This window comes from Collimonas fungivorans Ter331 (genome assembly GCF_000221045.1).
In the GTDB taxonomy this organism is placed as follows: Bacteria; Pseudomonadota; Gammaproteobacteria; order Burkholderiales; family Burkholderiaceae_D; genus Collimonas; species Collimonas fungivorans_A.
In genome coordinates this window covers 3,436,893-3,448,564 of the sequence record NC_015856.1, presented here as the reverse complement: position 1 = coordinate 3,448,564, position 11,672 = coordinate 3,436,893, and the positions used below count along the sequence as shown (strand labels likewise).

Here is an 11,672-nt window from a genome sequence, read left to right as displayed (position 1 = left end):
GCCTTGTGGCCTGTCATCATGTCTAAAAGTAAAGTAGGCGCTATTCTAAGGGACAAACGGTTCACATTGTCGTGAACCGTTTTTTGCATAGTTAATTAAAAAGAAACCTGGCCGGTCAGCATCTGCCAGTACATGACCCAGTCGCCGAGCAGGGAGTAGAGCGGCTGCTTGAAGGTGGCGGGGCGGTTTTTCTCGAACACGAAGTGGCCGATCCAGGCAAAACCGTAGCCGCACACCAGCGCTACGGCCAGCCAATACAGGGCGCCGGTCAGCACCAGCGCCACCAGCGACAGCAAAGCCAGGGTCGAGCCGACGAAGTGCAGCTGGCGGCAAGTGCGGTTGCTGTGCTGGCTCAGGTAGCTCGGATAGAACTCGGCGAACGTCTCGTATTTCTTTTCAAGCACGGTAGGCATGGCGTTTCCTTGCTGTTGCTTCAATAGTAGAATCCATCACTATAAAAAATATCTATACATACATACGATACTCCACTGACAGCCAGTCGCAAGGTAGTAGCTACGATAGGCAAATTGGCCTAGTAAGGGATTATTGTGAACGGCACTTCTTGATAGGTTGTTCATTTCTATAGGGGGATTCATTGAAGCCGCAACGCAATTCAAGTCCGTCTGTCACATTAAAACAAGCCGTGCTTAAGATGGGTTGGGTAGCCCGCATAACGCCAATAGTTGAGTTGGTTCTTAAGCTCGCTTCGATAGCAGCAATTGGAGTTGCTGGTTATTGGGCATGGTATCAATTCGATCTAGGTGGTAACGATGGCTGGATGATTAACCTAGACATGACAACGGAAGTGCTCCCATACAAAGACCATGATAATCTACGATTGCTCGTTGTTCATGTGAAGTCCAAGAACCCCAGAGCCTCCACAATCGAATTCAATCAAAAGGATAAGGACAGCTACAACTTAACTGTGAGAGAGCTTCCTGATGTGAAGTCGGGTACGGAGATGGATATCGAGAAGGGCAAGTTGATTACTAAAATTGACCTGATGCCGAAGGACACGGACGGATATATATTTCTACCCAATTCCGAGTTTGACGACATGACAAGCATTGTATTGCCAGTTAATAGTATCGTTTCTCTATCGGCGTCCTTAAACAAGCATGACTTTGATTTCGTTCCCGTCGAACGAATAGTTCAGATTAAGCCTTAATTGTAAAATTCATTGGGACGGGCTGAAATTAAGTTCTAACATGACGTTGATCATAGGAGGTACCATGGACATTGCTTCAATCGGCGCGGCATATAGTGGGTTGAAATTTGGAAAAGATTTGTTCAGTGCATTGATTGAAGGCAAAGTTGAGCAAGAAACTCGAAGTAAAGTAATTGAGGCGCTGACGAAGCTTGGGCAAGCCCAAGATGTTTTATTCGAGCTTCGGGAGGAACTGTTTAAGTACCAGTCGGAAAATGAGTCGTTGCGGAAGAAGGTGGGAGCTATTGAAAACTGGGAGACCCGTCGCACGTCCTATGAACTTACGAAAACGGCTGGCGGTGCGACAGTTTACGAAGCAAAAAGCGAACCTAAACATTTTGCTTGTCCTAGTTGCATGGAGAAGCAACAGATTCAAATTCTGCAAGACAATCGTACTTACACCGGAGCGTTTCGCTGCACGGGTTGTGCGGCCGAATTTCCTGTTAATCCCCGGCAGAGGTCAACTCCAAAGACCTCTCGTGATTACAATCCATATACTCAAGGCATCCGTTAGGGAGCGGTGGTTAATGGCTGATAGGGTTCTAACCTGAGTTTGATTGTGCCAGAATATCACCGCTACTTGATGAAATACTGTCCGTGAAAATATAGAGAGGGCTGCACACTAGCTGCTTATCTCCGCACTCGACATAGGCGTCATATACGATTTTTAGTTGTTTCTTTTTTACGCTAAATATATCTTTGTGTGCATAGATGCGACCAGTTTTTTTCGAGGAATTTTTCCACCATTTTTGGCAAGTCTCAGCATGCTGTTCTGAATATTGAAGGGCGCCCTGAGCATCTTCAGTGAAACACGCGCCAAGCAAAAAATTTCGAACTCTTGAAATTTTTTCAAACTCCTCTTGTGAAATCATGAAAAATTTTTCCGGATTTCTTATTCTTGCGAGATGCACTAGATCAGGGTCGGCTCGGCGTCTCAGCTGATTGTGATTGCGTGTAAGGCAATTCATGAAATCGTCGGATTTTAATCCAAAATCTATAAACGCCCAATAGGTCAACAAAAGAGCAATCTTGGCTACGATTACAGGCATTCTGTCGTAATCGTTATCGGTCATTTCAAGAGCGTGGCCATGAGCAATGGCATCCCGTAGGTCTTTTATTCTTTTAAAATCTGCTGCCGAAAGGTTAATGATTTTCACAATGTCGCTATTGGTGGCGTTCATTGTGAATTCATATTTTTCAATAAAATTTGGCTCTCGTTTTTTGGAGAAAATACTGTCCGCAATCTTCATAATTCGGTTATGAAGATTGTCGTTAATAGATGGCTTTATTTTTGTTAGTTCAGTGCCCAATTTTTTTATGTTGCCATTTCCGGGAATAGTGGTTTTTAGTCCATTTGCCTTCGAAAACTCAGTAACATATTTGTCCAACAAGGTGACATAACCTAATGTCTTGTACTCCCAGAAACCCTCGTATCTCTGCATCCCTGCGAGGCGAAACCAAGAAATTTTTCGATATACAGACTTATAGTAGTTTTCAAATATTGCCTGCCATTTTCCATCAAGCTCTGACTTTGATATTAGGCATTCGAGCCAAAAATTGTTCTTTGATTCGTCTCGTTCCACTTTTTTGAATGTCGGGAAATATGCGCAATGAGTGCGTTCGTTTTCGCACTCTACTTGTATGCTGACGATGGATAGTGGGTAGGCAATAAGTATGGACAGAAAATTTGAGAGTTCATATGCCTTATCCTTTACATCTTGGACAGCGAATCTGGCGTCGAGGCGCTCAAAACTGAACAGTATATGCTCGTTGATTGAATAATTTTCGCCAGATTGAGTGATCGAATTCATAGACTTGCTGGTTAACGAAAATTCCTCTTCATTGGTTTTGACTGAGACGAAAAATTGCTGCGTCGTGTTAACCCATTTTAGAGTCTTGCCAATTTCGCCTTTCAAGCCCTGATCCGACATGAACCATTCAGATATGTTGCTGTATCGAATTTCTATACACTTGAATTCATCTGTAACGTCCCCCGCGATAACGTAGTTCGCGTATAGCGTGGAATGAGAAAGCACGCAGTCAAAAAGTGTAAAGAACTCATTGTTGCTTGTTTTTGCTTTGACTATCCTATGAGTTTTCTCATCTTCCAGTGCTCGGCATGAAAGCCAGTTTTTGAAATGTAGATGTACTAGGTTACCTGCACCGAACGATAATGTGGCGTTTCCAAGCTCCCCCAAATCATCGTGGTAAACATCTACGTTGTATTCGTATTTTTTGGAAAAATCGATGTCGTCAATCATGGAAAATTCTCGATCCACTAAGCCAATTAGCTGGCATTCATCGCAGAAAATGCAGCAACCAAAATAGGCCACCACTTTTGGCAGATACCGGATATGTCTCCAGCTAGTGCAGTGATTTTCATTGCCCGTTCTAATAGCGTCATTGCGACAGAGTTGCGCCTCGTTTCTTTTGGTGTTGCCGCCTCTTGAGCAATGACGCTAAGGCTATCAACCAATTCGCTTCTTTGAGCGTCGGTTAAATCTTTGCTCTCAAGAATTGCATCGGATAGGGCTTTTATAGCATCAGCAAGAGCTGGTTCGCCTGTCTGCGTGAGTACAGTAATTGATTGATCGACTGTACCTATGGAGCCGGTGTTGATTGTTCCAACTACACTGTCGGTGACGTTGATATTGTTCAATTTCAGCTCCTCTACGACTACTGGGCGTGGGCGTGGCGCAAATCGAGGACCCATCGGGGGCAACCCGGCTACCTCCGACATTTGGTCGCTATAATAATTCATCATGCGCTCTGCATTCTCAAGCTGTTGCTGATGAATATGCATCAGTTTTGAGTAACAGGAAAGGCATAACGGAGTGCGCTGGTCCCCCATTTGGTAGAGTGCTGGCGTACTGCATTGATGGCATTTCATGTGACTCTCCCAGTTCTAACTATCTTTGCTCAGGTCTGCGAGTAAGGTCAGAACAATTTTTCTGCGGCTAACAGGTAGCATGCGCCATCTCTGCAACAGCATAATCTCTTCTGCCGTTGAGGCTTCGCCTTGAGATTCACCTTTCTTGCTCTTTGGCGCTTCCCCGTATCGTAACCAATGAGACGGCACTTTAAGCCAATGCGCCAGAACTTCTAACTTGTCCTCGGTCGGCATCGCCGCTCCATTCCACCATTCGCGAACTGCTGCAGGCGAGATTGAACCGCCCTTAAAGCGTAATGCAAACTGTGTAGCCAACTCTGTAGCGGTCGTAATCGCCGGATTAGCGTTAGCGAGCGTCTCGCGTAAGCGCTTGGCGAATCCTCGTTTTTCGGTATCTGTGCTTTAAGCTTAACCCCCGATGGCGGCAGGCGCAACCGCCGTGGGCGAACCCAGCGCTGCCGTTGCAAACCTGTACAGATGATCCAGCACCGCATCCGGCTGTTCCGCCATCAGGGCATGGCCGCTGGCCTCGACCTGCACTACCTTGGCGTGCTTGATCGCCGCAATCAGGCCGGCGGCCGCCTTGGCCGGCGTCATGACGTCGCGCTGGCCGAGCAGGAACAGGGTGGGGCAGGCCACCGCTAGCGCCGCCTGTTCGCCGTTTGCATAGTTGTTGCAGGCGGCAAAGTCGGTATGGAACACGGTCGGCTTGCTGTCCGACTGCCGCGCGATGCGCTGCATCAGGCGCTGGCTGGCGCCTTGCACATAGAATCCCGGGCCGGGCGCGGAAGGTTTGGGCGACATGGTCGAATGCGACCAGATGTTCACCATGTCGATCGCGCTCTGCTGGTCATTGTTGGCGGCATCGAGCAGCGCATCGGCGACTTTCATCGGATAGGCGGTGCCGACCAGCGCAATGCCGGCGATGCGCGTGGAACCGGCCGCGCGGCCGGCGCTCTCCAGGGCGACCAGCGAACCCATGCTGTGGCCGATCAGGATGGCTTTGGTGACGCCGGCGGCATCCAGCAGGGATTCCAGCCAGCCTGCCAATTCCTCGATGCTGGCCAGGGCCGGACCCTGGCTGCGGCCGTGGCCCGGCAAGTCCGGCGCCAGCACGCCGAAACCGTGATGGGCGAAATAGCGGGTTTGCAGGATCCAGACCGAGTGGTCGTTCTGGCCGCCGTGGATGAATACCGCGGTCGGCAGTGCCGGGTTGAAGCTTTTGCCGCCGGTATAACAATAGCTGTGGTTATCTGCGCCATGTATTTTTAGCAGCATCTCATTTCCCCTTGCGTTCAGTGCGCTGCGACATCTTGAGGCCGTAAGCCAGGTCTTCGATCAGGTCTTCGACGTTCTCCAGGCCAACCGACAGCCGCAGCGTGCCTTCGGTAATGCCGGAGGCGGCCAGCTGTTCGCTCGGCACCCGGAAGTGGGTGGTCGAGGCCGGATGGATGACCAGCGACTTGGCGTCGCCGACATTGGCCAGGTGGGAGAATATTTTCAGCGATTCCACCATGCGCTGGCCGGCGGCGCGGTCGCCCTTGAGGTTGAACGAGAATACCGCGCCGCAGCCTTTGGGCAGCAGCGTCTTGCTCAGCGCATGGCCGGGATGCGACGGCAGTTCAGGATAGGCCACCGATTCCACCGCGGCGTGCGCCGCCAGGAATTCGACCACCTTGCGGGTGTTGGCCACATGTTTTTCCATGCGCAGCGCCAGCGTCTCTATCCCTTGCAGGATGGCGAACGCATTATGCGGACTCATCACCGCGCCGAAATCGCGCAAGCCTTCGCGCCGCGCGCGCAGCGAAAACGGCGCCACCGTCGATTCCTCGGAAAACACCATGCCGTGGAAGCCTTCATACGGTTCGCACAATTCGCCGAAGCGGCCGGTTTTGTCGTACGCCTGCTGCCAGTCGAAAGTGCCGCCGTCCACCAGCAGGCCGCCGACCGCGGTGCCATGGCCGCACAGGAACTTGGTGGCGGAGTGGAACACCAGGTCGGCGCCGTGTTCGAAGGGTTTCAGCAGGTACGGCGTGGTAAACGTGGCGTCGACCATCAGCGGCAGGTAATGTTCATGCGCCAGGGCCGAGATGCGCGGGATGTCCAGCACGTCCAGCCCAGGATTGCCGAGGGTTTCGCCGAACAGGGCTTTGGTGTTGGGACGGATCGCCGCACGCCAGGCATCGAGGTCGTTCGGGTCGACGAAGGTGGTTTCGATGCCGAAACGCTTCATGGTGTACGACAGCAGGTTGTGCGAACCGCCATACAGGGCGCGCGAGGCCACGATATGCGAACCGGCGCCGGCGATGGTGGCCAGCCCCAGGTGCATGGCGGCCTGGCCGCTGGCGACGGCAATCCCGGCGACGCCGCCTTCCAGCGCGGCGATGCGTTCTTCCAGCACGGCGTTGGTCGGATTCGAAATGCGCGAATACACATGGCCGGCGCGTTCCATGTTGAACAGCGAGGCTGCCTGGTCGGAATCCTTGAAGACAAACGCCGAGGTCAGGTAAATCGGCGTGGCGCGGGCGCCGGTGGCTGGATCGGGTACGCTGCCGGCGTGCAGCGACAAGGTGTCGAAGCCGGGATAGTGGGGGGTGCTCATGGTGTGGCTGTCTCCTTCAATTCTTGCTTATATGAGGGCTTGTTCTATTCATGCTGCGCTGCGCGGTAGATTTTTGGCTCCGCTTAAGCTACATTCTGGATACAAGCAATACAAGCAAGCATAACCCAAGCAAAGGCAGGATGGCCCCATGAAAGTTTCTGAGATCCTCAAAGTCAAAGGCAATATTCTTTACACCGTGACGCCGGAAACGCCGTTGATCGAGGCTGTCAACACGATGGCGGAAAAGGATATCGGTTCACTGGTGGTGATGGAGTTCGGGACGCTGGTAGGCATGCTGACCTTCCGCGAAGTGATGAATGCGATCCACCAGAACGGCGGCGCGGTCGGCAGCAACACGGTGCGCAAGCACATGGACGACAGCCCGATCACCGTCACGCCCGATACCGAAGTCAACGAAGTGCGCCGCATCATGCTGGAGCGCCATGCGCGTTATGTGCCGATCATGGATGCCCGCACCTTGCTGGGCGTGATGTCGTTCTACGACGTGGCCAAGGCGGTGCTGGACGCCCAGGGTTTTGAAAACAAGATGCTGAAGGCCTATATCCGCGACTGGCCGTCCAACGCCGACGAATAGTATTTGTTATGGATTGTCAGGAACCGTTTGCGGCAGAATGATGCCGCAAACGGTTTTTTTGTGTAAGCTGCCCGAAAAATATTAAAACAATAATCACTTGCCATAGCACGCACCCCTCACCTTAGCTTACCCATGTCCAAATCCAGTCAATTTTCCCTGCTGCGCCAGCGCCGTTTCGCTCCTTTCTTCTGGACCCAGTTTTTCGGCGCGTTCAACGACAATGTCTTCAAGACCGCCTTGCTGACGATCCTGACTTATGAAGCGCTGAGCTGGACCAGCATGGACGTCAGCTTGCTGAACAACCTGATCCCGGGCTTGTTCATCCTGCCGTTCGTGGTGTTTTCGGCGACCGCCGGCCAGCTCGCCGACAAGTTCGAGAAATCGCGCCTGGCGCGCTACGTCAAGGTGCTGGAAATCATCATCATGGCGATCGCCGCCGCCGGCTGGATGACGCATACCTTGTGGCTGCTGATCCTGGCGGTGGTCGGCATGGGCATCCATTCGACCATCTTCGGGCCGGTCAAGTACGCCTACCTGCCGCAGCAGCTGCGCCAGGACGAGCTGGTCGGCGGCAACGGCATCATCGAGATGGGAACCTTCGTCGGCATCCTGCTGGGCGAAGTGCTGGGTGCGGTGCTGGTGGTGCACAAGCCGTGGGGCATCGAACTGGTGGCCGGCGGCACGGTGGCGATTGCGATCGTAGGCTGGCTGTTCAGCCGCGGCATCCCGCTGACGCCGGCGGCGGAACCGGGGCTCAAGATCAACTGGAACCCGGTTACCGAAACCGTACGCAACCTGGGTTTTTCGCGCAAGAACCGGCCGGTGTTCCTGGCCATGCTGGCCAATTCCTGGTTCTGGTTTTACGGCGCCATCGTGCTGGCGCAATTTCCCTTGTATGCAAAAAACTACCTGCACGGCGACCACAGCGTTTTTGTGCTGCTGCTGACGGTGTTCTCGCTCGGCGTCGGCGCCGGCTCGCTGCTGTGCGAACGCTTGTCGGGCCACAAGGTGGAAATCGGCCTGGTGCCGTTTGGCGCGATCGGCCTGTCGGTGTTCGGCCTTGACCTGTTCCTGGCCAGCGTCGGCTATACCAATACTACGGCGGTCGACATGGCCGGGTTCGTGCAGCAGCACGGCAGCTGGCGCATCCTGTTCGACTGCGTAATGATCGGCCTGTTCGGCGGCTTGTACATCGTGCCGCTGTTCGCGGTGATCCAGACCCGCTGCGACCGCCGGCACTTGTCGCGCACCATCGCCGGCATGAATATCATGAACGCCTTGTTCATGGTGGTGGCGGCGCTGGTAGCGATGGTGCTGTTGCAATCCGGTTTCACCATCCCGCAGATTTTCCTGGTGACGGCGATCCTGAATGCGCTGGTGGCGCTGTACATCTTCACCGTGGTGCCGGAATACCTGGTCCGTTTTGTGGCCTGGATACTGATCCATACCATCCACCGCGTGCATACCGTCGACCGCGACCGTATTCCGGACGAGGGTGCCGCGGTGCTGGTCTGCAACCACGTCAGCTACGTCGATGCGATCGTGATCATGGCGGCCAGCCCGCGCCCTATCCGCTTCGTCATGGATCACCGGATTTTCAAGATCCCGGTGCTGGCCTGGCTGTTCAAGACCGCCAAGGCGATCCCGATTGCGCCGGCCAAGGAGAATCCGCAACTGATGGAGCGCGCCTTTGACCAGATCGCTGCGGCGCTGGAAGACGGCGACCTGGTCTGCATTTTCCCGGAAGGCAAACTGACCAGCACCGGCGAAATGAACGAATTCCGCGGCGGCATCAAGAAAATCGTCGAACGCACGCCGGTGCCGGTGATCCCGATGGCCCTGAGCGGCTTGTGGGGCAGCATGTGGACCCGCAGCGCCGGTAATCCGTTCCAGCGTTCGTTCAAGCGCGGCCCATTGTCGGCCTTGCAGCTGGCGGTCGGCGAGCCGGTGGCGGCGGAGCAGGCGACGCCGGAATATCTGCAGCAGCAGGTGCAGGCTTTGCGCGGCGCCTGGCAATAAATCAAGCGCCGCTGGACCAAAGAACCAAGGAAAGAATCGAGATGACCAAACACATACTGGAGGACGCCGCCATGGCTCGCCGCAATTTCCTGACCCACGGCGGCAAGCTGCTGACCGGCGGCCTGTTGCTGAGTGCTTTGCCGATGGGTTCGGCGCTGGCGGCCACCGCCGCTCCCGTGCCGCTGATCATCGATACCGATCCCGGCGCCGACGATGTGATCGCCTTGCTGCTGGCCTTGTCGGCGCGCGACAAGCTGGACGTGCGGGCGCTGACCACGGTGGCCGGCAACGTGCAGCTCAACTACACCTCGCGCAATGCGCGCATGGTGCGCGAATGGGCCAACCGGCCGGATGTGCCGGTGTATGCCGGCTGCGCCCGTCCGATGCTGCGGGCGCCCATCTATGCCGCCGAAGTGCACGGCGCCGAAGGCGTCACCGGAGTCAAGGTATTCGAACCGAAACAGCCGCTGGCCAAGGGCAATGCGGTGCAATACCTGATCGATACCCTGACCGCGGCAAAACCGCAAAGCATGACCATCGTGACGCTCGGGCCGCAAACCAACCTGGCCATGGCGCTGATCGAAAATCCCGGGATCAAGCAGGGCATCAAGGAAATCGTGATGATGGGCGGCGCCCATTTCAACGGCGGCAATATCACGCCGGCGGCGGAATTCAATGTGTTCGCCGATCCGCATGCCAGCGATGTGGTGTTCAAGAGCGGCCTGCCGATCACCGTGATCCCGCTGGACGTGACGCACAAGATGCTGACCAGCCCGGAGCGCATCGACCGCTTGCGCAAGATCGGCAACCAGGCCGGCAAGATTGCCGCCGACATCCTCGACGCCTATGTCGAACACGATATCAAGCAATACGGCTTGCCCGGCGGCCCGGTGCATGACGCCACCACCATCGGCTACCTGCTGCGGCCGGACCTGTTCAAGGGGCGCATGGCGAATGTCGAGGTCGATACCCGCGAAGGGCTGACTTTCGGCGCCACCGTGGTCGATTATTACCGTTCCACCAAGCGCCCGGAAAACGCGCGCTGGATTACGGAAGGCGATACCCAGGGCTTCTTCGACCTGCTGACGGCGCAGCTGGCGAAACTGCCCTGACTTGGGATGTTGAAAAGGCAATGATTTTGCCAGCCAGGTAGCCCCTGAGAGGCGGCGCTGGTAAAATCATGTCTTTCAGCCTCCTTTTATCTGGATCATCATGCCCGGCAATACCTTCGGCAGTCTGTTTAGCGTCACCAATTTCGGCGAATCCCACGGCCCGGCCATCGGCTGCGTGGTGGATGGCTGCCCGCCGGGCCTGGAACTGTCCGAAGCCGATATCCAGCCCGACCTCGACCGCCGCAAGCCGGGCACCTCGCGCCATGTGACCCAGCGCCAGGAACCCGATACGGTGGAGATCCTGTCCGGCGTCTACGAAGGCAAGACCACCGGCACCCCGATCATGCTGCTGATCCGCAACCAGGACCAGCGCAGCAAGGATTACGGCAATATCGTCGATACCTTCCGTCCCGGCCATGCCGACTATACCTACTGGCAGAAATACGGCATCCGCGATCCGCGCGGCGGCGGCCGTTCCTCGGCGCGCCTGACCGCGCCCATGGTCGGCGCCGCGGCGATCGCCAAGAAGTGGCTGCTGCAGCAATACGGCACCACGTTCAAGGGCTGCATGAGCCAGCTGGGCGAAATCCCGGTCGTGTTCGAATCCTGGGAGCATGTGCCCAACAACCCGTTTTTTGCCGCCAACGCCAGCCAGATCGCCGAACTTGAAGCGTACATGGACGCCTTGCGCAAGGATGGCGATTCCTGCGGCGCGCGCATCGATATCGTCGCCTCCGGGGTCCCGGTCGGCCTGGGCGAGCCTTTGTACGACAAGCTGGACGCCGAGATCGGCTACGCCATGATGGGCATCAACGCCGTCAAGGGCGTGGAAATCGGCGCCGGTTTTGCCTCGGTGGCGCAACGGGGATCGCAGCATGGCGATGAAATCACCCGCCACGGCTTCCTGACCAACAATGCCGGCGGCATCCTGGGCGGCATTTCCAGCGGCCAGGACATCACCGTATCGATCGCCATCAAGCCGACTTCCAGCATCCGCACCCCGCGCCAGTCGATCGACAAGCAGGGCAATCCGGCCACGGTCGAGACTTTCGGCCGCCACGATCCGTGCGTCGGCATCCGCGCCACGCCTATCGCCGAGGCGATGCTGGCGCTGGTGCTGATGGACCACGCCTTGCGCCACCGCGCCCAATGCGGCGACGTGCAGGTAGCGCCGCTGGTCGAATCGTAGGGTGGGCAAGGTTTTCTTGCCCACGCGGTGCTGCGGATACTCGCCTCGCTGAGATTCT

At 55.7% G+C, this 11,672-nt stretch carries 12 protein-coding genes; 6 read left to right on the top strand and 6 right to left on the bottom strand.

The annotated features are described in order from the left end of the window. Window positions 1-95: 95 nt before the first annotated feature. The gene (locus CFU_RS15045) at window positions 96-413 is read right to left on the bottom strand and encodes a DUF962 domain-containing protein (RefSeq protein WP_041742130.1); all 318 of its coding nucleotides are present in this window, start codon (window positions 411-413) and stop codon (window positions 96-98) included. A gap of 182 nt (window positions 414-595) precedes the next feature. On the opposite strand from CFU_RS15045, the gene CFU_RS15040 reads away from it, so the two are divergent. Together CFU_RS15040 and CFU_RS15035 are read left to right on the top strand one after the other, a co-directional pair. Beyond that, on the top strand, window positions 596-1,168 hold the full coding sequence (locus CFU_RS15040; RefSeq protein WP_148264853.1) for a hypothetical protein: 573 nt from the start codon (window positions 596-598) through the stop codon (window positions 1,166-1,168). Between the two features lie 64 nt (window positions 1,169-1,232). Continuing rightward, window positions 1,233-1,721 (top strand): hypothetical protein, encoded by a 489-nt coding sequence (locus tag CFU_RS15035; protein ID WP_050808606.1) that lies wholly within the window; start codon window positions 1,233-1,235, stop codon window positions 1,719-1,721. A 28-nt stretch (window positions 1,722-1,749) separates the two neighbouring features. Here CFU_RS15035 and CFU_RS15030 read toward each other — a convergent pair whose 3' ends face one another. The 5 genes from CFU_RS15030 to CFU_RS15010 form a co-directional block, all read right to left on the bottom strand. Next, a complete protein-coding gene (locus CFU_RS15030; RefSeq protein ID WP_041742129.1) occupies window positions 1,750-3,468 on the bottom strand; it encodes a HEPN domain-containing protein in 1,719 nt (572 codons plus the stop codon). A 26-nt stretch (window positions 3,469-3,494) separates the two neighbouring features. After that, window positions 3,495-3,866 (bottom strand): hypothetical protein, encoded by a 372-nt coding sequence (locus tag CFU_RS15025; RefSeq protein ID WP_148264852.1) that lies wholly within the window; start codon window positions 3,864-3,866, stop codon window positions 3,495-3,497. Between the two features lie 246 nt (window positions 3,867-4,112). Continuing rightward, complete coding sequence (locus tag CFU_RS23390) at window positions 4,113-4,331, bottom strand: hypothetical protein (RefSeq protein ID WP_050808605.1); 219 nt, start codon at window positions 4,329-4,331, stop codon at window positions 4,113-4,115. A 174-nt stretch (window positions 4,332-4,505) separates the two neighbouring features. Beyond that, window positions 4,506-5,375, bottom strand: a complete 870-nt coding sequence (locus tag CFU_RS15015) for an alpha/beta fold hydrolase (protein WP_014006890.1) — start codon at window positions 5,373-5,375, stop codon at window positions 4,506-4,508. Window position 5,376: 1 nt separating this feature from the next. Next, window positions 5,377-6,699 (bottom strand): O-acetylhomoserine aminocarboxypropyltransferase, encoded by a 1,323-nt coding sequence (locus tag CFU_RS15010; protein ID WP_014006889.1) that lies wholly within the window; start codon window positions 6,697-6,699, stop codon window positions 5,377-5,379. Between the two features lie 148 nt (window positions 6,700-6,847). Here CFU_RS15010 and CFU_RS15005 point away from each other — a divergent pair, with 148 nt between their 5' ends. From CFU_RS15005 to aroC, 4 genes are all read left to right on the top strand, one after another. After that, on the top strand, window positions 6,848-7,294 hold the full coding sequence (locus CFU_RS15005) for a CBS domain-containing protein (protein WP_014006888.1): 447 nt from the start codon (window positions 6,848-6,850) through the stop codon (window positions 7,292-7,294). A gap of 132 nt (window positions 7,295-7,426) precedes the next feature. Continuing rightward, entirely contained in the window at window positions 7,427-9,313 is a 1,887-nt protein-coding gene (locus CFU_RS15000) for an MFS transporter (protein WP_014006887.1), read from the top strand. A 41-nt stretch (window positions 9,314-9,354) separates the two neighbouring features. Continuing rightward, on the top strand, window positions 9,355-10,425 hold the full coding sequence (locus CFU_RS14995; RefSeq protein WP_014006886.1) for a nucleoside hydrolase: 1,071 nt from the start codon (window positions 9,355-9,357) through the stop codon (window positions 10,423-10,425). Between the two features lie 100 nt (window positions 10,426-10,525). Continuing rightward, window positions 10,526-11,614, top strand: a complete 1,089-nt coding sequence (gene aroC, locus CFU_RS14990; RefSeq protein WP_014006885.1) for a chorismate synthase — start codon at window positions 10,526-10,528, stop codon at window positions 11,612-11,614. The last annotated feature ends 58 nt before the right edge of the window (window positions 11,615-11,672 follow it).

Bases quoted from the DNA above. Each gene is read 5' to 3' on its own strand.
- CFU_RS15015 (WP_014006890.1), bottom strand. From the start codon at position 5,375: ATGCTGCTAAAAATACATGGCGCAGATAACCACAGCTATTGTTATACC.
- CFU_RS23390 (WP_050808605.1), bottom strand. From the start codon at position 4,331: ATGCCGACCGAGGACAAGTTAGAAGTTCTGGCGCATTGGCTTAAAGTG.
- CFU_RS15010 (WP_014006889.1), bottom strand. From the start codon at position 6,699: ATGAGCACCCCCCACTATCCCGGCTTCGACACCTTGTCGCTGCACGCC.
- CFU_RS15035 (WP_050808606.1), top strand. From the start codon at position 1,233: ATGGACATTGCTTCAATCGGCGCGGCATATAGTGGGTTGAAATTTGGA.
- CFU_RS15045 (WP_041742130.1), bottom strand. From the start codon at position 413: ATGCCTACCGTGCTTGAAAAGAAATACGAGACGTTCGCCGAGTTCTAT.
- CFU_RS15000 (WP_014006887.1), top strand. From the start codon at position 7,427: ATGTCCAAATCCAGTCAATTTTCCCTGCTGCGCCAGCGCCGTTTCGCT.
- aroC (WP_014006885.1), top strand. From the start codon at position 10,526: ATGCCCGGCAATACCTTCGGCAGTCTGTTTAGCGTCACCAATTTCGGC.
- CFU_RS14995 (WP_014006886.1), top strand. From the start codon at position 9,355: ATGACCAAACACATACTGGAGGACGCCGCCATGGCTCGCCGCAATTTC.
- CFU_RS15005 (WP_014006888.1), top strand. From the start codon at position 6,848: ATGAAAGTTTCTGAGATCCTCAAAGTCAAAGGCAATATTCTTTACACC.
- CFU_RS15030 (WP_041742129.1), bottom strand. From the start codon at position 3,468: ATGATTGACGACATCGATTTTTCCAAAAAATACGAATACAACGTAGAT.